This window comes from Burkholderia sp. BCC1640 (genome assembly GCF_902833125.1).
Lineage (GTDB): Bacteria > Pseudomonadota > Gammaproteobacteria > Burkholderiales > Burkholderiaceae > Burkholderia > Burkholderia diffusa.
In genome coordinates, this window is sequence record NZ_CADFEF010000021.1 from 60,649 (window position 1) to 81,309 (window position 20,661).

19 protein-coding genes are annotated in these 20,661 nt (G+C 67.4%); 11 read left to right on the top strand and 8 right to left on the bottom strand.

From position 1 onward, the window contains the following. The first annotated feature begins 14 nt into the window (after nucleotides 1-14). Both flgL and HWX25_RS22210 read left to right on the top strand, forming a co-directional pair. Nucleotides 15-1,253 (top strand): flagellar hook-associated protein FlgL, encoded by a 1,239-nt coding sequence (gene flgL / locus HWX25_RS22205; protein WP_175910540.1) that lies wholly within the window; start codon nucleotides 15-17, stop codon nucleotides 1,251-1,253. 246 nt (nucleotides 1,254-1,499) lie between these two features. Beyond that, on the top strand, nucleotides 1,500-2,807 hold the full coding sequence (locus HWX25_RS22210) for a solute carrier family 23 protein (RefSeq protein WP_175910542.1): 1,308 nt from the start codon (nucleotides 1,500-1,502) through the stop codon (nucleotides 2,805-2,807). A 40-nt stretch (nucleotides 2,808-2,847) separates the two neighbouring features. On the opposite strand, the gene HWX25_RS22215 is transcribed toward HWX25_RS22210, so the two are convergent. Further along, nucleotides 2,848-3,732 carry a transcriptional regulator GcvA gene (locus HWX25_RS22215; protein WP_059535104.1) on the bottom strand — a complete coding sequence of 295 codons (885 nt, stop codon included), beginning with the start codon at nucleotides 3,730-3,732 and terminating at the stop codon, nucleotides 2,848-2,850. Nucleotides 3,733-3,828: 96 nt separating this feature from the next. Between HWX25_RS22215 and HWX25_RS22220 the strand changes: the two genes are divergently transcribed. From HWX25_RS22220 to HWX25_RS22260, 9 genes are all read left to right on the top strand, one after another. Beyond that, nucleotides 3,829-4,443 (top strand): chromate transporter, encoded by a 615-nt coding sequence (locus HWX25_RS22220; RefSeq protein ID WP_059819906.1) that lies wholly within the window; start codon nucleotides 3,829-3,831, stop codon nucleotides 4,441-4,443. Next, entirely contained in the window at nucleotides 4,440-4,967 is a 528-nt protein-coding gene (locus HWX25_RS22225) for a chromate transporter (protein WP_059535107.1), read from the top strand. The genes HWX25_RS22220 and HWX25_RS22225 overlap by 4 nt, the downstream gene beginning before the upstream one ends. Before the next feature lie 58 nt (nucleotides 4,968-5,025). Next, a complete protein-coding gene (locus tag HWX25_RS22230; protein WP_059535108.1) occupies nucleotides 5,026-5,778 on the top strand; it encodes a YoaK family protein in 753 nt (250 codons plus the stop codon). A 363-nt stretch (nucleotides 5,779-6,141) separates the two neighbouring features. Continuing rightward, entirely contained in the window at nucleotides 6,142-7,263 is a 1,122-nt protein-coding gene (locus HWX25_RS22235; RefSeq protein WP_059535109.1) for a porin, read from the top strand. Nucleotides 7,264-7,635: 372 nt separating this feature from the next. After that, nucleotides 7,636-7,860: a hypothetical protein gene (locus HWX25_RS22240; RefSeq protein ID WP_014895816.1), complete on the top strand. Its 225-nt coding sequence runs from the start codon at nucleotides 7,636-7,638 to the stop codon at nucleotides 7,858-7,860. Between the two features lie 244 nt (nucleotides 7,861-8,104). Next, entirely contained in the window at nucleotides 8,105-9,460 is a 1,356-nt protein-coding gene (gene gor, locus HWX25_RS22245) for a glutathione-disulfide reductase (protein WP_175910544.1), read from the top strand. A 447-nt stretch (nucleotides 9,461-9,907) separates the two neighbouring features. Continuing rightward, nucleotides 9,908-10,579: a CsgG/HfaB family protein gene (locus HWX25_RS22250; protein ID WP_185500359.1), complete on the top strand. Its 672-nt coding sequence runs from the start codon at nucleotides 9,908-9,910 to the stop codon at nucleotides 10,577-10,579. Between the two features lie 82 nt (nucleotides 10,580-10,661). After that, a complete protein-coding gene (locus HWX25_RS22255) occupies nucleotides 10,662-11,090 on the top strand; it encodes a DUF4810 domain-containing protein (RefSeq protein WP_175910546.1) in 429 nt (142 codons plus the stop codon). Nucleotides 11,091-11,100: 10 nt separating this feature from the next. After that, nucleotides 11,101-11,766, top strand: a complete 666-nt coding sequence (locus tag HWX25_RS22260; RefSeq protein ID WP_059535116.1) for a DUF799 domain-containing protein — start codon at nucleotides 11,101-11,103, stop codon at nucleotides 11,764-11,766. Between the two features lie 123 nt (nucleotides 11,767-11,889). On the opposite strand, the gene HWX25_RS22265 is transcribed toward HWX25_RS22260, so the two are convergent. The 7 genes from HWX25_RS22265 to HWX25_RS22295 all read right to left on the bottom strand — a co-directional run bounded on the left by HWX25_RS22265 (nucleotide 11,890) and on the right by HWX25_RS22295 (nucleotide 20,600). Beyond that, nucleotides 11,890-13,191 (bottom strand): FAD-binding oxidoreductase, encoded by a 1,302-nt coding sequence (locus tag HWX25_RS22265; RefSeq protein ID WP_175910548.1) that lies wholly within the window; start codon nucleotides 13,189-13,191, stop codon nucleotides 11,890-11,892. Nucleotides 13,192-13,216: 25 nt separating this feature from the next. Continuing rightward, entirely contained in the window at nucleotides 13,217-14,521 is a 1,305-nt protein-coding gene (locus HWX25_RS22270; RefSeq protein WP_175910550.1) for an FAD-binding oxidoreductase, read from the bottom strand. Between the two features lie 112 nt (nucleotides 14,522-14,633). Continuing rightward, nucleotides 14,634-16,208: a DUF3138 family protein gene (locus tag HWX25_RS22275; protein ID WP_059819901.1), complete on the bottom strand. Its 1,575-nt coding sequence runs from the start codon at nucleotides 16,206-16,208 to the stop codon at nucleotides 14,634-14,636. Between the two features lie 100 nt (nucleotides 16,209-16,308). Continuing rightward, a complete protein-coding gene (locus tag HWX25_RS22280; protein WP_059819900.1) occupies nucleotides 16,309-17,148 on the bottom strand; it encodes an ABC transporter permease subunit in 840 nt (279 codons plus the stop codon). Continuing rightward, the gene (locus tag HWX25_RS22285) at nucleotides 17,145-18,131 is read right to left on the bottom strand and encodes an ABC transporter permease subunit (protein ID WP_175910599.1); all 987 of its coding nucleotides are present in this window, start codon (nucleotides 18,129-18,131) and stop codon (nucleotides 17,145-17,147) included. The genes HWX25_RS22280 and HWX25_RS22285 overlap by 4 nt, the downstream gene beginning before the upstream one ends. 10 nt (nucleotides 18,132-18,141) lie before the next feature. Beyond that, nucleotides 18,142-19,296, bottom strand: coding sequence for a polyamine ABC transporter ATP-binding protein (gene potA, locus HWX25_RS22290; protein ID WP_175910552.1), 1,155 nt, complete (start codon nucleotides 19,294-19,296; stop codon nucleotides 18,142-18,144). Between the two features lie 188 nt (nucleotides 19,297-19,484). Continuing rightward, nucleotides 19,485-20,600 (bottom strand): polyamine ABC transporter substrate-binding protein, encoded by a 1,116-nt coding sequence (locus HWX25_RS22295; protein WP_059819899.1) that lies wholly within the window; start codon nucleotides 20,598-20,600, stop codon nucleotides 19,485-19,487. Nucleotides 20,601-20,661 lie beyond the last annotated feature (61 nt).

Sequence of the window (20,661 nt, forward strand, 5' to 3'; positions counted from 1 at the left end):
AGAGGATAGAAACGATGCGGATTTCCACGACCCAGTTCTACCAGCTGAACGTTGGCCAGATGAACGATCAGCAGGCCCAGCTCGCGCAGCTCTACCAGCAGATCTCGAGCGGCGTGAGCCTCACGACGCCGGCCGACAACCCGGTGGGCGCGGCGCAGGCCGTGCAGTTGTCGATGACGTCGGCCACGCTGTCGCAGTACGCGGCGAACCAGAGCACGGCGCTCGCGTCGCTGCAGGCCGAGGACCAGACGCTGCAGAACGTCGGCACCGTGCTCGGCAGCATCCAGTCGGTGATCGTGCGCGCCGGCGACGGTTCGCTCGCCGACAGCGACCGCGCGGCGCTCGCGACGCAGCTCGAGGGCTATCGCGACCAGTTGATGTCGCTCGCGAACGCGACCGACGGCGCGGGCAACTACCTGTTCGCCGGCTTCAAGAATGCGGCGGCGCCGTTCACGAAGAACGCGGCCGGCGGCATCAGCTACGTCGGCGATACGGGCACGCGCACGGTACAGATCGACGATTCGCGCAGCGTGCCGCAGGGCGACTCGGGCCTCGCGGTGTTCATGTCGGTGCAGGCGCTGGGCAGCTCGCCGGTCCAGGCGGCCGGCGCGAGCAACACGGGTACGGCCACCATCGGCAACGTCACGGTGACGGACCCGGCGGCCGCGACGAACGGCCATCAGTTCACGATCACCTTCGGCGGCACGGCGGCCGCACCGACCTACACGGTGACCGACAATACGGCGTCGCCGCCGACGACCACGCCCGCGCAGGCCTACACGTCGGGCACCGCGATCGCGCTCGGCAGCGGGATGAAGGTGGCCGTGTCGGGCACGCCGGCGGTCAATGACACCTTTTCAGTCACGCCCGCGCCGCAGGCAAGCGGGGTCGACGTGTTCTCGACGCTCGATTCGATGATCACGGCGTTGAAGACGCCCGTCACCGGCAACCAGACGGCGAGCGCCGCGCTGTCGAACACGATGGGCACGGCCGCGACGAAGATCAACAACTCGATGCGCAACGTCACGACGGTGCTGGCGTCGGTCGGCGGCCGCGAGCAGGAAGTCAAGGCGATGCAGGCCGTCAACCAGACCGCGGCGCTGCAGACGACCAGCAACCTGTCGGACCTGACCAGCACCAACATGGTGACGACCATCAGCCAGTACCTGCAGGTGCAGAACGCGTTGAGCGGCGCGCAGAAGGCGTATGCGCAGCTGCAGAACATGTCGCTGTTCCAGTACATCAATCCGTGATCCCCACGACATCCGCCGCGATGTGAGCGCCCGCTTACATCGCGGCGGGCTCAGGCCGGCCGCCGTCGGCCTTCATCGGCCGATCGTGCCGACCGGCACCCCGCCCGGCGGGCACGACCGCCGCACCGCGCCACCGCCGCGCCGGCGGTTCGCGCTTGCCAGCCCCATTTCCGCTCCGTAAACTCGCGCCAGATTCCAGACCGGCGCACCGTCCGCAGCCGGCGTTCGACAGGAGCCCTTTTCCCCATGTCCGATACCTACTTCCCGCGCTGGCGGGTGCAACCGACCGGCGCCGCCTCGCGCGTGGTCGGCCCCGACGAACGCCTCGCGTGGCCGCAGATGGTCGCGATGGGCGTGCAGCACGTCGTCGCGATGTTCGGCTCGACCGTGCTCGCGCCGCTGCTGATGGGCTTCGACCCGAACCTGTGCATCTTCATGTCGGGCATCGGCACGCTGCTGTTCTTCGTGCTGGTCGGCGGCCGCGTGCCGAGCTACCTCGGTTCGAGCTTCGCGTTCATCGGCCTCGTGATCGCGGTGACGGGCTACGGCGGCAGCGGCCCGAACCCGAACATCCCCGTCGCGCTCGGTGGGATCGTCGCGTGCGGCGTCGTGTACGTCGCGCTCGGCGCGCTGGTGCAGGCGATCGGCACGCGCTGGATCGAGACGCTGATGCCGCCCGTCGTCACCGGCGCGGTGGTCGCGGTGATCGGGCTGAACCTGGCGCCGATCGCGGTCAAGGGCGTGTCGGCATCGACCTTCGACTCGGTGATGGCGCTCGTCACGGTGCTGTGCGTCGGCGGCGTCGCGGTGTTCGCGCGCGGGATGATGCAGCGCCTGCTGATCCTCGTCGGGCTGGTGATCGCGTACGTGATCTATGCGATCGCGACCAACGGGATGGGCCTCGGCAAGCCGGTCGATTTCTCGATCGTCGCGCATGCCGCGTGGTTCGGCGTGCCGAGCTTCCGTGCGCCGGTCTTCGATCCGCACGCGATGCTGATGCTCGCGCCGATCGCGGTGATCCTGGTCGCGGAGAACCTCGGCCACATCAAGGCGGTGAGCGCGATGACGGGCACCAACCTCGACCGCTACGTCGGTCGCGCGTTCATCGGCGACGGGCTCGCGACGATCGTGTCGGGCAGCGTCGGCGGCACGGGCGTGACCACCTACGCGGAGAACATCGGCGTGATGGCCGTCACGCGGATCTATTCGACGCTGGTGTTCGCGATCGCCGCGCTGATCGCGATCGGGCTGGGCTTCTCGCCGAAGTTCGGCGCGGTGATCCAGACGATTCCGGGCCCGGTGCTCGGCGGCGTGTCGATCGTCGTGTTCGGGCTGATCGCGGTAACGGGCGCGCGGATCTGGGTCGTCAACAAGGTCGACTTCTCCGACAACCGCAACCTGATCGTCGCGGCCGTCACGCTGGTGCTCGGCGCCGGCGACTTCTCGCTGAAGTTCGGCGGCTTCGGGCTTGGCGGGATCGGCACGGCGACGTTCGGCGCGATCATCCTGTACGCGATCCTGCGCAAGGAAAAGGAACCGGGCCCGGTGGTCTGACCCGGCAGCGGGCGGTGCAACGCCGCCCGCCGGCACGTAATTACGCGCCGATATTCGACTGCGCCTGCAGCCACGCGCAGAACTGCGCGACGAGCGCATCGCCGGCCGGCGCGCCCGGCGCGATCCACCAGTAGCTGCGCGTCGCGATGCGCGGCCCGGGCAGCGGCATCACGAGGCGGCCGCTGGCGAGCTCGTCGTCGATCAGCGGCAGCGGGCCGAGCGCGACGCCCAGCCCGTCGACGGCCGCCTGCAGCGCCAGGTAGAAGTGATCGAACGACTGCCGCTTGCGCCCCTTCATCGTCACGCCGGCCGCCGCGAACCAGTCGCGCCAACCTTCCGGCCGCGTGTCCGAATGCAGCAGCACGTGCCGCGCGAGATCGTCCGCTCGGGCGATCGGCGCGCGCTTGAGCAGCGCGGGGCTGCAAACCGGAATCACGCTTTCGTCGAGGAAGTGGCCGCTCGTGCAGTTCGGCCAGGGGCCGGGGCCGCGGCGGATCGCGACGTCGAAACCGTCGAGCATGTCGAGCGGCGCGTTCGACGTGGACAGCTTCAGCTCGACGTTCGGCACGTCGCGCTGGAACCGCGACAGGCGCGGCAGCAGCCATTTCATCGCGAAGGTCGGCAGCGCATTGATGCGCAGCACGCGCGCGGCACCGGTGTTGCGCAGCTGCTCGGTGGCGAGCGCGATGCTGTCGAACGCGGCACGGACGGTATCCAGATAGCGGCGGCCTTCGTCGGTGAGCTTCACGCGCTTGCCGTAGCGGTGGAACACCGGCTTGCCGAGCCACGCCTCGAACCCGGCGATCTGCCGGCTGATGGCACCGTGAGTCACATGCAGTTCGTCGCCGGCGGCGCTGAAGCTTTCGTGTCGTGCCGCTGCTTCAAAGGCCCGAAGCGCGGAAAAGGGCGGGAGGTCGCGTGCCATGCTTGTGATTCTAGATCACAAGGGCGCGTCGATAAAATCGTTTTGCCGGGGTGCGGAACGGCGGTAATCTCGGGACACCGTTTGATGAGGACCCCCATGCAATCCGTTTCTCCGCCGCCCGCCGCATCCCCGCGCCGGATCGGCCTCGCCGAGCTGTTCACCGGCTTCCTGTCGCTCGGCCTGATGTCGTTCGGCGGCGCGCTGCCGTTCGCGCGGCGCACGATCGTCGACGAGCGCAAATGGCTCACCGCCGACGAATTCACCGATCTGCTCGGGCTGTGCCAGTTCCTGCCGGGCGGCAACGTGATCAACCTGTCGGTCGCCGTCGGCATGCGCTTTCGCGGCGTCGCGGGCGCGTTCGCCGGCATTCTCGGGCTGATCGCGGGCCCGACGCTCGTGGTCGTCGCGCTCGGCGTGCTGTATGCGAAGACGCAGGGCGATCCGCGCGTGCAGCACCTGTTCGGCGGGCTTGCCGCCGCGGCCGCGGGCCTGCTCGTCGCGATGGCCGTGAAGGTCGTGAAACCGCTGCTGCACGCGCCGCGCACCGCGGCCGGCATCGCGGCGCTCGCGTTCGTCGCGATCGCGGTGCTGCGCATTCCGCTCCTGACCACGATGCTGGTGCTGACGCCCCTGAGCATCTGGCTCGCGTCGCGGCGGCGCGATACGCCGGCACCGCAGCACGCCGCCGCGCGCGACGGAGGCCGGTCATGAACGACACGCTGATCGCGATCGCGACGATCTTCAGCCAGCTTTCGCTGCTCGCATTCGGCGGCGGCAACACGATCCTGCCGGAGATGCAGCGGCAAGTTGTCGACGTGCACCACTGGATGAGCGCGCACGAATTCACCGCGCTGTTCGCGCTCGCGCAGGCCGCGCCGGGGCCGAACATGATGATCGTGTCGCTGGTCGGCTGGCACGTGGCCGGCTGGGCCGGGCTGCTGGTCGCGTCGATCGCGAAGTTCGGGCCGTCGTCGCTCGTCACGGTGCTGGCGCTGCACGCGTGGGAGCGCTTTCGCGACCGGCCGTGGCGCCGCTACGTGCAGCAGGGGCTGATGCCGGTCACGGCCGGGCTCGTCGCGGCCAGCGCGGTGCTGATCTCGGAAGCGTCGAACCGCACCGCGATCCAGTGGGGCATCACCGCCGCATGCGCGGTGCTCGCGTGGCGCACGCGCATCCATCCGCTATGGCTGCTCGCGGCCGGCGCGCTGATCGGGCTCACCGGCATCGGCCAGTGAGCGAAGGACAAGCTGTCTCCCGTCCCGCATACTGGCGCGAATATTCACGGGAGGATCGATGGATCTCGACGGCGCCAGCCGCAATCTCACTGTCGCCGCGTTGCTCACGCTGTCCGGCGGCTACCTCGACGCGTACACGTACGTCGGTCACGGCCACGTGTTCGCGAACACGATGACCGGCAACGTCGCGCTGCTCGGTATCAATCTGTCGGCCGGCGAATGGGCGGCCGCGCTGCATCACGTGCCGCCGCTCGGCGGCTTCGTGGTCGCGGTATTCGTCGCGCACCTGCTCGGTCTCGCCGCGCGGCGCGGCTGGATGCGTCACACCGCGTTCGCGAGCCTGATCGTCGAGATCGCGTTTCTCGGCATTGCCGCGAGCGGGCTCGTCGGCGCATCGAGCGCGTGGCTAATTCCCGGCATCTCATTCGTTGCGACGCTGCAGACGCTGTCGTTCACCCATCTCGAGGAACTGTCGTACACGTCGGTGATGACGACCGGCAACCTGCGGCGCGCCGCGCAGAAGCTGTTCGTCGGGCTGATTCCGCGCTACGACGCGGGCGCGTTGCACGACTCGGCGCTGCTTGCGACGATCAGCTTCTGCTTCCTGGCCGGCGCGGTGGTCGGCGGCTTCGCGACGCGGCTCGTGCCGGACGTCGCGCTGTGGGGCGCGGTGCTGCTGCTGGCGGGCGCGTTCGCGGAGATCGTGCGGCGGGCGCGGCGGGCGGGCGGTGGGAGTGATCGTGGCGATGCGGCGGCCGGCAACGGCAGCAGCGGCGCCAACCCCGACGGCGGGACGTCGCAGCCTGCCTGACGTGTGCAGGGCCGCCACCATGCGGCCTGCCGGTGCGCCGCGCGACCGAATCACCGGTGCATCGCGTCACCGGCCCGCGACACGACCCGAACGCCAGCCGGCTGCCCCGGCCGATCCTTACGGCATCCGCCCTCGTTTCGCCATCGCCGCACCCCGCGTCCGTTACGAGCGAGGCAAGCCTGGTGCGGGACCGTTGTTGTTCCAGGGCGACAATCGCGCGTTACCGCGCATTTCAATTTCTTTCAGGGCGCGCACTGGTCTTATGATTCAGCCCACATCGCGCGCGCCATGAACGTGCGCGATCGCCACCCGGCTGCGCACGCGGCCGGCCATGAATGGAGACACCTACAAATAGGAAAGCTCATGAAGCAGACCACCCGACTCGCAGCCATCGCAGGGGGCGCGGCACTGGCCTTCGCCAGCCAGTACGCAGCAGCACAAAGCTCGGTCACGCTCTGGGGCGTCGCCGACGTCAGCGTTCGCTATCTGACCAACGCAAACGCCAAGAACGACGGCCTGCTGTCGATGACCAACGGCGCGATCACCAACAGCCGCTTCGGCATCTACGGCACGGAAGACCTCGGCGGCGGCCTGAAGGCCCTGTTCAAGCTCGAAAGCGGCGTGAACCTGCAGAACGGCGCATTCGCCGACAGCGGCCGCCTGTTCAACCGTGCGGCATACGTCGGTCTGGACAGCCCGTACGGCACGGTGACCCTCGGCCGCCAGAAGACGCCGCTGTTCGACCTGCTGTCGGACACCTACGATCCACTGACGGTCGGCAACTACTTCGAAAATGCATGGCTGCCGGTCGCACTCGGCGGCGGCCTGTATGCGGACAACCAGATCAAGTACACGGGCACGTTCGCGGGCCTGACCGCGAAGGCGATGTACTCGACGGGCACGAACTACGAATCGACCGGCGCGGGCGGCTTCTCGGGCCAGATCCCGGGCTCGCTCGGCAAGGGCAATGCATGGGGCGTGTCGCTGTCGTACGTGATGGGCCCGCTCAGCATCGCCGCCGGCGCGCAGCAGAACAGCGACAACTCCGCACGCAAGCAGACGATCTACCACGCGAACGTCGTGTACGCGTTCAGCAAGGCGAAGGTCTATGCGGGCTACCTGCGCTCGAAGGACGACACCGGATTCGTCGACAGCCTGCTCGCGCAGCAGTCGATTCCGGTCGCGAAGGGCACGGGCCGGATCGACGATGGTCCGTTCGCGGGCGTGAGCTGGCAGGTCAGCACGCCGCTGACGCTGACCGGCGCGTTCTACTACGACCACATGCGCAACGCGATGACCACGAACGGCACGCTCGCGAGCGGCAACCGCTACGCGATCGTCGGCATCGCCGAATACGCGCTCAGCAAGCGCACTGAAGTCTACGGCACCATCGACTTCAACAAGACGAACGGCGCGGCGAACGTCGAACTGCCGGGTCGCAGCAACCAGACCGGCATCGCGATCGGCCTGCGCAATATCTTCTGACGAAAATCGGAACGCACGCGCCGGCTCACGCTCGGCGCGCATCGAAGAGGCTCCTGCGGGAGCCTCTTTTTTTCGTCACGCGCCCTTCATGCGCGCGGACGACCATTCAGCGATCGCTCCATCGGGAACGGCCCGCCCGTAAGGATTCCGTCGGCATTCCAGAACATACTTTGACAGTGCGCGCGAAGCGATTCCGCTACGCTGCGTGCAGGGCCCGCCGCGTGCCGCGACGCACGCGCGGGCGTGGTTCCGGCGCGCGTTTCGCGTGCGGCCGGCCTGGTGCGTAACTTGTGTATCCGGTGATGACAAACACGGTCTGCCGGTTTTTTTCGTGGGACGATGCGCTCACGATTTTCTTGAAAGGGGATGACGATGGGTATCCTGAACACCGTGGGTGAAATCGCTGGCGCCGTGGCAGCCGTCGAGGCGGCCGAGAAGGTCGATCCGGATGCGGGCCTGCTGACCAAGGCGGCGGCGGCCGTCGCCGGCTTCAAGGGCGCCGAGGCGATCGAAGGCATGCTCGAGAAGAAGGAAGAGCAGCCCCAGCAGGCGGACGATACGCAGGCGACGGACGGCAGCGACACGTCGCAGGCCTGAGCATGGCGGCCGGTCCTGCCGCGGGTGCGCTGTTCGCGCGCCCGGACGGACCGGTGCCGCGCGGCCGGCAGGCCGGGCATGTGGTCGATCGGTGACGCATGGCACACCCGGCAGCTGGTTTGACCGGCGAGAGGCGACGTCTCTCGCCGTTTTTTATATGGCGGACGTCCTGCGGCGCCACGTTCCACACGAATTCCCGAATCTTGTTATCGTGCCGTCATCCGAACTGCGATGAGGGCTTGCGATGGATTTCGACTACGACCTGTTCGTCATCGGGGCCGGCTCCGGCGGCGTGAGGCTCGCCCGGATGTCGGCGTCATACGGCGCGCGCGTCGGCATAGCGGAAGAAGAGCAGATCGGCGGCACCTGCGTGCTGCGCGGCTGCATTCCGAAGAAGCTGCTCGTCTACGCATCGCACTATCCGCACGAGCTCGAGGACGCGAAGGGCTTTGGCTGGACCTTCGGCGCCGGCACGCTCGACTGGCCCGCGCTGATCGCCGCGAAGGATCGCGAGATCAACCGGCTCAGTGACATCTACATCAACCTGCTGCAGCAATCCGGCGTCGCGATGCACGCGGGGCGCGCGACCCTCGTCGACGCGCATACGGTCGCGATCGGCGATCGTACGATCCGCGCGCGCCACATCGCGATTGCGACCGGTTCGCGCCCGGCGCTGCCGCCGCGGCCCGGCATCGAGCATGCGATCACGTCGCGCGAGGCGCTGTCGCTCGCGACGCTGCCCGCCCGCATCGCGGTGGTCGGCGGCGGCTATATCGCGGTCGAGTTCGCGGGCATCTTCAACGGCGTCGGCAGCCAGGTCGATCTCTTCTATCGCGGCGAGAAGATCCTGCGCGGCTTCGACGACGACATGCGTCAATTCCTGACCGACGAAATGACCAAGCAAGGCGTCGCGATCCATGCGCGCGCCGTGGTCGAATCGATCGCGCGCGCGGACGACGGCACGCTCTCCGTGCGTGTCGGCGACGCGCAGCACGGCCCGTACGACGCGGTGCTCTACGCGACCGGCCGCGTGCCGAACGTCGACGGGCTCGGGCTCGAACGGGCGGGCGTCATGCTCGACGCGCGCGGCGCGATCGCCGTCGATGCGTATTCGGCGACGTCGGTGCCGTCGATCCACGCGATCGGCGACGTGACGTCGCGGCCGCAGCTCACGCCGGTGGCGACCCGCGACGGCGGCCTGCTCGCGCGGACGCTGTTCGGCGGCACGCGCGTCGCGGTCGATCACGATTACGTGCCGTCGGCCGTGTTCAGCCAGCCCGAGATCGCGACGGTCGGCCTGACCGAGGCCGATGCGCGTCGCCTGCACGACGAGGTCGACATCTACCGAACGTCGTTCAAGGCGCTGCGCCACACGCTGTCCGGCCGCGACGAGCGCACGCTGATGAAGCTCGTGGTCGCGCGCGACAGCCAGCGCGTGATCGGCGCGCACATGGTCGGCCGCGATGCGGGCGAGATCATCCAGGGCATCGCGATCGCGATCCGCGCGGGCGCGACGAAGGCGCAGTTCGACGACACGATCGGCATTCACCCGACCGCGGCCGAGGAATTCGTGACGATGCGACAGAAAGTGGCCGACTGACCGCAATCGGCGCGCCGGCTTGCGGGCCGGCGCGGGCGTCGCGCGCGCTCGGCCGGCGTGTGACGCGCAACGGATCCGCGACGATTCGTAAAGAACGTCAATTCTTCCAGGGAAATGCCGTCTCGATAATCAGGCTTGGTATCATCGGCCAAAATCATATTCGGGGCCGATCATGCGCGATCAACAGCGCAGTAGACAGAATCACGGGGTAGCCGGCGCAAGCGGGGTGGTCGATCCATGCGCCGCGCGTTCGCATCTTGCCGCAGCACGTCCGTTGCGCGCACCTTCCCTTCGCATGCCGCCATCTCCATCGCCATCCGGGCGATGAAGTCGCGCACGCCGATGCGTGCCCCAACCGTTTCGATCACCGCATCGACCGCCGGCTCGTCAACGAGCCGGCACGCCCGTTCCGGGCAATCTTTTCACGCAAGGAGACCAGCAGTGAACATTCAGACACGACGCACCGTTCTCGTGGCGGCGGCGCTCGTCGCGGCGCTGTCCGGCTGCGCGACCGAATCGTCGCGCACGCTCGACGTGCCGGCCGTGAGCAGCGCGCAGAAGCCGTATGCGGGCAAGCCCGTCGCGATCGCGGTCGGCAAGTTCGACAACCGCTCGAGCTACATGCGCGGCATCTTCTCGGACGGCATCGACCGCCTCGGCGGACAGGCGAAGACGATCCTCGTCACGCGCCTGCAGCAGAGCCGCCGCTTCAACGTGCTCGATCGCGAGAACCTCGACGAGATCAAGCAGGAAGCCGGCTTCATGAAGAAGGCGCAGGCCGTGAAGGGCGCGAACTACGTCGTGACCGGCGACGTGACCGAGTTCGGCCGCAAGGACGTCGGCGATCACCAGCTGTTCGGCATCCTCGGCCGCGGCAAGACGCAGGTCGCGTATGCGAAGGTCAACCTGAACATCGTCGACACGACGACGTCGGAAGTCGTCGCGTCGAGCCAGGGCGCGGGCGAGTTCAGCCTGTCGAACCGGGAAGTGATCGGCTTCGGCGGCACGGCCGGTTACGACTCGACGCTCAACGGCAAGGTGCTGGACCTTGCGATCCAGGAAGCCGTGAATCATCTCGTCGACCAGGTCGACGCCGGCACGCTGAAGGCGCCGCAATAAGCGTCGCAGCCATTGCAGCAGCGCGCGCCGGGGCCGGCGCCGCGCTGGACCGATCGACAACGACATCAAAAGAGAACAGACCATGAAACGGGGTAACTGGCTGCCGGCAACGGCCGCCGCCTTGCTGCTCGCCGGCTGCGCGAGCTCCACGCCGCCGCTTTATCAGTGGAACGGCTATCAGCCGCAGGTGTACGAATATTTCAAGGGGCAGAAGTCGCCGCAGGAGCAGATCGACGCGCTCGAAAAGGCGCTGCAGGAGATTCGCGCGAAGGGCAAGATGCCGCCGCCGGGCTTCCATGCGCATCTGGGGATGCTGTACGCGAGCGTCGGCAACGAGCAGCAGGCCGAGCAGGAACTGCAGGCCGAGAAACAGTCGTTCCCGGAATCGTCGACCTTCATGGATTTTCTGATGAAGAAAAAGACCGACGCGTCGAAGGCAGCGGTTCAGAAGCCGGCCGCCCAGGCGATCGCCGGCCAGAAGGACACCGCCTCGACCACCGCCAAACAGTAACGCGCCCGCCATGTTCAAGACACTCTCATTCAAGCTGATGTCCGTGCTGTCGATCGTCGCGCTGCTGAGCGCGTGCGCGCAGCCGGTGAAACGACCCGACTACACGGCGTTCAAGAAGAGCCAGCCGCGCTCGATCCTCGTCCTGCCGCCCATCAACGAAACGTCCGACGTGGCGGCGACCTACGGGATGCTGTCGCAGATGACGCTGCCGCTCGCCGAATCCGGCTATTACGTGGTGCCGGTCGCCGTGATGGACGAGACGTTCAAGCAGAACGGCCTCACCAATGCGGCCGAGATCCAGCAGACGCCGCCCGCGAAGCTGCGCGAGATCTTCGGTGCGGATGCCGCGCTGTATTCGAAGGTGTCGCAGTACGGCACCGTCTACCGGATCCTTGCGAGCGCAACGGTCGTGTCGGCCTCGGCGAAGCTCGTCGACCTGCGTACCGGCGACGTGCTGTGGCAGGGCCGGGCGAGCGCGAGCAGCGACGAAGGCGGCAACAACGGCGGCGGCGGCCTGATCGGCATGCTGGTGGTGGCGGCGGTCAAGCAGATCGCGAATACGCTGATGGACCAGAGCCATGACGTCGCCGCGTTCACCAGCACGCGGCTGCTGTCGGCCGGTCCGCCCAACGGGCTGCTGTACGGTCCGCATTCGCCGAAGTTCGGAACGGACTGATCGGCGCATGTCGTACGCGGCGCGCGGGGACGTTACGTGCCCGACGCACCGATGTCATGCGATTCGATTGCACGGCCGCGCGTGTTGCGCGGCCGTTTTTCGTTTCGCTCCGATGCGGCCCGCTCAATGCATACCGAATGCGTCGAGCAGCCGGTACCAGCTCATCGCGAGCACCAGCGCCGGCGTGCGCAGCGTCGCGCCACCGGGGAAGTCGCGATGCCGGATCTTGCCGAACAGGTCGAAGCGGCTCGCCTGGCCGTCGATCGCCTCGGCGATCAGCTTGCCCGCGAGCGCGGTCGTGTTCACGCCGTGCCCCGAGAAGCCCTGCGCGAAATACATCGTCGGCGCGACGCGCCCGAAGTGCGGCGCGCGGTTCATCGTGATGTCGACGAAGCCGCCCCATGCGTAGTCGACCTTGACGTCCGCGAGCTGCGGGAACGTCTTCAGCATGTCCGCGCGCATCGCCGCCGCGAGATCGCGCGGCTCCCGTGTCGAATAGCTGACCTTGCCGCCCCACACGAGCCGCGTGTCGGGCGCCGGCCGGAAATAGTCGAGCACGAAGCGGCTGTCGCAGATCGCCGCGCGCGCGGGCATCAGCGCGGCGGCGCGCGCTTCGCCGAGCGGCTCGGTGGCGATCACGTAGGTGCCGACCGGCATGATCTTCTTCGACAGCGCGGGCGCGAGCGTGCCGACGTACGTATTGCACGCGAGCACGACGAAGCGCGCGCGCACCTGCCCCTGGCCGGTTTCGACGACGTGCCCGCCCGACACGTCGCGCACGCGCGTCACGCAACTGTCCTCGTGGATCCGCACGCCGGCGTCCGTCGCCGCACGCGCGAGCCCGAGCGTGTAGTTCAGCGGATGCAGGTGGCCGCTGTCGGGATCGTACAGGCCGCCGCGATAGCGCGCCGACTGCACGTAGTCGCCTAGCTCGTCCGCTTCGACGAAATGGAAGCGGTCGTAGCCGAAGCGTTTCGCGGCCTCGTCGCGCCAGCGCTTCAGCGCATCGGCGTCGCGTTCGGTGTTCGCGGCGGTCAGATAGCCGGGCACGAGCGAGCAGTCGATGTCGTGCCGCGCGATGCGCGACTTCACGAGCGACAGCGTTTCGAGCCCCATGTCCCAGATCCGCTTCACGTCGCCTTCCGGCATGAAGTTGCCGAACGTGTCGATGTCGCATGCGAAGCCGCCGATCAGCTGGCCGCCGTTGCGCCCGCTCGCGGCCCATCCGACCCGCGACGCTTCGAGCACGGTCACCGAATGACCGCGCTCGGCGAGGTTGAGCGCGGCGGACAAACCGGAGAGGCCCGCACCGATCACGCACACGTCGGCGTCGGTCGTGCCGGCGAGCGGCGCATGGCGGGTCGTATCGTTGGCGGTCGCCGCGTAGTACGACGCGACGTGCGGCTGGTTGGCGAATGTCTGCATGATCAGGAAAGCGAATGAAGGGGACTCAGAACAGCTCGCGCACGCGGTGATACAGAATCCCGAGTTCGAGCGCGGGCTGTCGCCACGCGTCGCCGCCGGGAAAGCGCCGGTGGCGCAGCTGCGCGAACAGGTCGAACGCGCGGGGGTCGCCCGCGATCGCGCCGGCGATTGTGCGTCCGGCGATGCCGGTCAGCGCGACGCCGTGCCCGCTGAAGCCCTGGACGTAGAAGAAGTTCGGATCGAGCGCGCCGAAGTCCGGCGCGCGGTTGCGCGTGACATCGACGAAGCCGCCCCACGCGTGGTCGACGCGCACGTCGGCGAGCTGCGGGAACACGCCGACCATGCGCTGACGGATCGTTTCGGCGAGCGTGTCGGGCGACGCGCCCGCGGAGTTCGCGCGGCCGCCGAACAGCATGCGATGGTCCGCGGACAGCCGGAAATAGTCGAGGAAGAAGTTGTTGTCGCACACGGCTTCGCGCTGCGCGATCAGCGCGTCGGCGCGCGCGCGGCCGAGCGGTTCGGTCGCGATGATGTACGACGCGATCGGCGCGATGCGCGCGGCGGTGGCGGCGGGCAGGATGCCGCCGGGGCCCGCGTTGCAGCACGACACGACGAAGCGGCAGCGCACTTCGCCCGACGGCGTGCGCACGACCGGCCGCGCGCCGCGCACGACGTCGAGCGCGGGCGTGTGCGCATGGAGCGCGACGCCTTCGCGGCGCGCGGCGTCGGCGAGGCCGAGGCAATACTTGAGCGGATGCAGGTGACCCGACAGCGGATCGTAGACGCCCGCCAGATAGCGGGACGATGCGATGCGCGCACGGATCGCACCGGTGTCGAGCCACGACAGCGACGGATGGCCCCAGCGCGACGTCGCGGCATCCATCCACGCGCGCAGATCGTCGATGCGGCGCGGCTTCGTCGCGACCGTCAGGTAGCCGCGCGTGAAGTCGCAGTCGATGCCGTGGCGCGCGATGCGCTCGGCGATCAGCGCGACGCCGTCGAGCGACAGCGACCACGCGGCACGCGCGCCGGCGGCGCCGAGCTGCCGCTCGATCACCTCGTCTTTCGCGAAGCCCGTGATTGCCTGGCCGCCGTTGCGGCCCGACGCGCCCCAGCCGGGCCGGTGCGCATCGATCACGGCGACCGACAGCCCGCGCGCGCGGCAATCGAGCGCCGTCGACAGGCCCGCGAAGCCCGCGCCGATCACGCACACGTCGACGTCGATCGCGTCTTCCAACACGGGATCGTCGACCGCGGGGCGCGCGGCGGTCGCTTCGTAGTACGAGTCGCGCGCGAGCGCGTCGGCGCGGGCGGTGAAAGACTGCGTCATCAAACCGACTCCCTCGAGGACGGCCGGCGCCGGTGCGCGACGCACCGCGATCCGGCCGGGTGAAACGATGCGGGACGCCATGCACGCGGCACGGCGTCCCGCGTGGCACGCATCAGAACGAATAGATGAACTGCGTCGCGAGCAGGTCGTTGGACTTGCCGTACGAACCGTCGTTGCGCAGGAACACCTTGTTGTTCGCCCAGTCGTGCCGGTATTCGACCTTCACGGTGATCTGCTGGGTCGGATAGAACAGCAGGTCGAGCGCGACGTCCTGACGGATCGCGCCCTTGCACTCGAAGCCCAGGCCGCCGCCGGCCTTCGACATCGCGAGGCAGTCCGCGTCGACGCCGAAGCCGTTGTTCGGATCCATCCCGTTGCCGTTCAGCGCGATGCCGCCACCGCCGCCGCCGTTCTTCGTGTTGGCGAGCAGGTCGTAGCGCAGCGTCACGCCCATGCGGCCGACCACCGGCGCGTTGAACTTGCGGTGCGCGAGCAGCGACAGACCGTACCACTGCGCGAGCCCGCCGTTGAACGCCGCGTGCTGCTGCCGGCCGTAGTCGATTTCGGCGTTGTACTGAACATCGGCGAGCGTGTAGGTCGCGTCGAGTTCGCCGAAGAAGAACGAACCATAGGCGCTCGGCGCCGCGCCGCCCGGGCCGTAGTGCACGACGCCCTGATCGTCGATCGCGCTCGCCAGCGTCTGCCGCCCGATGTTGAACGATCCGCCGATATCGAGCGCGCTCGACCACGTGTAGTCCGCGCGCGCGGTGAAGGTCGGCACCTTGTTGCTCGTGCTGATCGGGTCGCCGAGCGCATTGGTGCCCGTCTGCGTGACCGAGCCGTACGTGCGGTACTGCTCGTTGCCGAGGAAGAACTTCCACGCCCAGTTGCCCTTCGTGTAGTTCGCGCCGACGCCGACGTAGCTGCCCGGATCCGAGAAATCGTACAGCAGGTTGTGCGTGAGCGTGAGCATCTGGTTCGACTGCTGCACCTCGTAGCCGCCGAAGCTCGGGATCAAACCGGCGACGAGCGTCGTCGACGCGGTGATCGGCACGTTGACGACCGCCGTGTTCAGCAGGTTGTCGGTGATCGAGCCGCGCGAGTTCTGCAGCAGCGTGATGCCGTTGCCGCGGTTCGGCATCAGCGTGATCTCCGCCGACGGCGCCATCGGGCCGACGCCGAAGGTCTTCTTGATGTCGAGGTAGAGATCGCCGAACGTGCTGTTGAAGTAGTTGTACGCGTTCTCGTGGTTCGCGAACAGGAACGACGACGTGCCGGCCGCGCGGTTGTAGATGTAGGTCGGGTCGATGTAGCCGGTGACCGACAGGCCCGCGAGCGGCCCGGTGTTGGCCGCGTCCGTCAGCGAGTCGACCTTCAGCTGCTGGTTCGCGATCTGCTGCTTCATCTCGCTGACTTCGTCGTTGGTCAGCGTGGCCTGGGCACGGCCGTAGTCCGGCGAGGACGGATCGGCGGCCACCATTGCCGGCTTGGCCGAGGCCGTCGCGCCGGCCTGCGCGACAGATGCGCCGCCCGGCTTCGCGGCGAGCTGCGCCTGCATGGCCTTCATCTGTTTCTGCAGCGCGGCGACCTGCGCCTGCAGTGCCTTGATTTCGGCGGAGGTCGAGTCGGCCAGCGCGATGCCCGGCAACGCGCCGGCCACCAGCAGGCAGATCAGTTTCTTCTTCATTGCGGATTCTCCTTGTCGTGGGCCTGTCAATGTGTGATCGGTTCGCGCGCCGCATCGTGCGGCGCGCGGGTCTTGTTATCGATGGAAAGGAAGAGGGAAGTCAGGCCGCCGCGAACGCCGCCTTCAAGTCGGCCACCCGGCGCCGTTCGCGCGCGATCATCATCTGGTTCACGACGATCACGCCGATCGTCACCGCCGTGATGAACAGCGTCGCCAGCGCGTTCATCTCCGGGTTCAGCCCGAGTCGCACGCGCGAGAACACCACCAGCGGCAGCGTCGTCGAGCCCGGCCCCGACAGGAACGCCGACAGCACCAGATCGTCGATCGACAGCGTGAACGACAGCAGCCAGCCGGACAGCAGCGCCTGCGAGATCAGCGGCAGCGTCACCACGAAGAACACCTTCAGCGGCGTCGCGCCCAGATCGAGCGCGGCTTCCTCCAGCGACTTGTTCATCTCCTTGACGCGCGACTGCACGATGATCGCCACGTACGACACGCACAGCATCACGTGGCCGATCCAGATCGTCACCATCCCGCGACCCTTCGGCCAGCCGAACATCTGCTCCAGCGCCACGAACAGCAGCAGCAGCGAGATCCCCTGGATCACCTCCGGAATCACCAGCGGCGCGTTGATCATCCCCGTGTACAGCGTGAAGCCCTTGAAACGGCCGAAGCGCGCGAGCACGAAGCCCGCCCACGTGCCGATCGCGACCGACGCGGTGGCCGTCAACAGGCCGATCTTCAGCGACAGCCACGCGGCCGTGAGCAGCTCGTCGTCCTGCCACAGCGCCGCGTACCACTTCAGCGAGAAGCCCGACCACACCGTCACCAGCTTCGACTCGTTGAACGAGTACACGACCAGGCTGATGATCGGGATGTACAGGAACAGGAAGCCGAAGGCGAGAACGCCCGTCGACAGCGGTTTGCTCGGCTTGATCATTTCGCTTCCTCCAGTTCCTTGACCTGGTAGTACTGGAACAGCGCCATCGGCACCAGCAACAGCAGCACCATCGCGACCGTCACCGCGGACGCCATCGGCCAGTCCATGTTGTTGAAGAATTCGTCCCACATCACGCGGCCGATCATCAGCGTGTCGGCGCCGCCGAGCAGTTCCGGAATCACGTATTCGCCGACCGCCGGAATGAACACCAGCAGGCTGCCGGCGATGATCCCGTTCTTCGACAGCGGCAGCGTGATGCGCGTGAACGCGACCCACGGCTTGGCGCCCAGGTCGTACGCGGCCTCGAGCAGCGTGAGATCCATCTTCACGAGGTGCGCATACAGCGGCATCACCATGAACGGCAGGTACGAATAGACCATCCCGATGTAGACGCCCGCGTCGCTGTGGTAGAGGCGCAGCGGCGTGTGGATGATGCCCAGTGCGATCAGCGTGTGGTTCAGGAGACCGTCATCCTTCAGGATGCCGATCCATGCGTACACGCGAATCAGGAACGACGTCCAGAACGGCAGCATCACGGCCATCATCAGCACGTTGCGCCGGCCCGGTTCCGAGCGCGCGATGTAGTACGCCATCGGGTAACCGATCAGCAGACACAGCACCGTCGACACGGCGGCCATCTTCAGCGAGCTGAGGTAGGTCGCGATGTACAGGTCGTCCTGCAGCAGGAACGCGTAGTGCGACAGCTGCAGCGCGAAGTGCACGACGCCGTCCTTGATCTCGACCAGCGACGTGTACGGCGGGATGCCCATCACCTGGTCGGCGAAGCTGATCTTGAACACCAGCACGAACGGCAGCGCGAAGAAGATCGTGAGCCACAGGAACGGCACGCCGATCGCGATGCCGCGGCCCGACGGCAGGAAGCGCGACAGCGCGGCGAAGCGGCTGCGGCGTATGGCGGCATGTGTGGCAGCGGTGGCGCCGGTCTGGACCGGCGCGGACGGCGTGGAGGCGGAAGTTCTCATCATGTCGCCCTCACTGCGTCAGCACGACGCCGCTGGCCGGCGACCACGACACGAACACGTCGTCGTTCCACGCCGGCGCGCTGTCGTGCATCAGGTGCGAGCTCGACAGGTTCGACACGACCGTCTTGCCGCTCGGCAGACGCACGTGATACAGCGAGTACGCACCCATGTACGCGATGTCGGTCACCACACCGCGCGCCCAGTTGTGATGCGAGCCGGGTTTTTCGCGGGACACGTGCACGCGTTCCGGACGCACCGAGATGCCGACCGGCATGCCGAGCGGGCCCGTCACGCCGTGGCTCACGTACATGCGTGCCTCGAGGTCGTCGCTCTCGACGAAGATGTGATCGGGTTCGTCCTCGACCACGCGCCCTTCGAACAGGTTCGTCGAGCCGATGAACTCGGCCGAGAAGCGGCTGTTCGGGTATTCGTACACTTCGCCCGGCGTGCCGATCTGCACGATCTTGCCTTCGCTCATCACCGCGAGGCGGCTCGCCATCGTCATCGCTTCTTCCTGGTCGTGCGTGACCATCACGCAGGTCACGTCGACCTTCTCGATGATGTTCACGAGTTCGAGCTGGGTCTTCTGGCGGATCTTCTTGTCGAGCGCGGACATCGGCTCGTCGAGCAGCAGCAGCTTCGGGCGCTTCACCAGCGAGCGGGCGAGCGCGACGCGCTGCTGTTGGCCGCCCGACAGTTGATGCGGCTTGCGCTTCGCGTACTTGCTCATCTGCACGAGCGCGAGCGCGTCGGCCACGCGTTCCTTGATTTCGTTCTTCGGCGTGCCTTCCTGCTTCAGTCCGAACGCGACGTTCGACTCGACCGACATGTGCGGAAACAGCGCGTACGACTGGAACATCATGTTCACCGGCCGGCGGTACGGCGGCAGCGACGCGAGGTCCTCGCCGTCGACGAAGATCTTGCCGGAGGTGGCCGTTTCCAGCCCGGCGAGCATGCGCAAGAGCGTCGACTTGCCGCAGCCCGAGCTGCCGAGCAGTGCGAACAATTCGTTCTTCGCGATCGTCAGGTTGACGTTGTCGACGGCCGTGCTGTCGCCGAACTTCTTCACGACGTTTTCGATGCGCACGAAGGCGTCGTTCCTGGTACGGGCCGTGGCGGCCGGTTGAGTCTGTCGTGCAGCAGCGGAAGAGGGTATCGATTGCATGGGAGTCACCATTCGTTCTTCACGGATTGCGGGCGTGAGCGTCCCCGCGCGAGGCGCGCAACGCGACTCGCGGACAACGGCTCATGCCGGATGGAACAGTGCGCGCGGCGCGCGCGGGCGGACGGCTGTCCGCGTATCTCAGGCGTGCAGGCGTGGAGCGATGCCTGCGCCGCCGTGATGCATGGCGATCAGTGGCCGGTTTTCAGTTGCGCCCACAGACGGTTCTCGAGGCGCAGGATGTCGGCCGGCATCGGCTTCATCAGCACCATCTTCTTCAGCACGTCTTCGGGCGGATAGACGGTCGGATCCTGCGCGACGGCCGGCGTCACGAACTGGTGCGCGGCCTTGTTCGCGGTCGGGTAGAACACCGTGTTGGTGATCGCGGCGTTGACCTTCGCGTCGGACACGTAGTTGATCCACTTGAGCGCGGCCTCGGGGTGCGGCGCATCCTTCGGGATCACCATCACGTCGAACCATAGCAAGCCGCCCTCCTTCGGATTCGCGAACTTGATGTCGTACGAGCGCTTCGCCTCCGACGAGCGGCGGTGCGCGATGCCGATGTCGCCCGACCAGCCGAGTGCGACGCACACGTCGTTGTTCGCGAGGTCGTTGATGTAGCCGGACGAGTTGAACTGGGTGATGTACGGGCGGACTTTCTTCAGGACTTCGAAGGCAGCCTGATAGTCGCCGGGGTTCTTGCTGTTCGGATCCTTGCCCATGTATTGCAGCGTCGCGGCGAACACGTCGACGGCCTGGTCGAGGAACGACACGCCGCAGCTTTTCAGCTTTTCCATGTTGGCCGGGTCGAACACCAGCGCCCAGCTGTCGACGGGCGCCTTGTCGCCGAGCGCCTTCTTCACCGCCTGCGCGTTGTAGCCGATGCCGTCCGTGCCGTAGGCCCAGGGGACGCCGTACTGGTTGCCCGGGTCGGCATCCGAGATCATCTTCATCAGCAGCGGGTCGAGGTTCGCGAGGTTCGGGATCTTCGACTTGTCGAGCTTCTGGTACACACCGGCCTGGATCTGCTTGGCCATGTAGTTCGAGGTCGGCACGACGATGTCGTAGCCCGAACTGCCCGCCAGCAGCTTCGCCTGCAGCGTGTCGTCGCTGTCGTAGTTGTCGTACTTGACGTGGATGCCCGTCTGCTTCTGGAAATTCGGGATCGTGTCGGGTGCGATGTAGTCGGACCAGTTGTAGACGTTCAGCTCGTCGGCACGCGCCGACGGGCTGGCGACCGACGTGAACGCGGCCGCGGCGGCAAGGGCCGCGACGGAACAGGCTTGGCGAAGAAAGCAGGCACGCATGGTGGAATTCCCCTGGGTTATGGCGGCGTGCGGCGCCCGCCGCACGCCTGTAGGCAAAGTC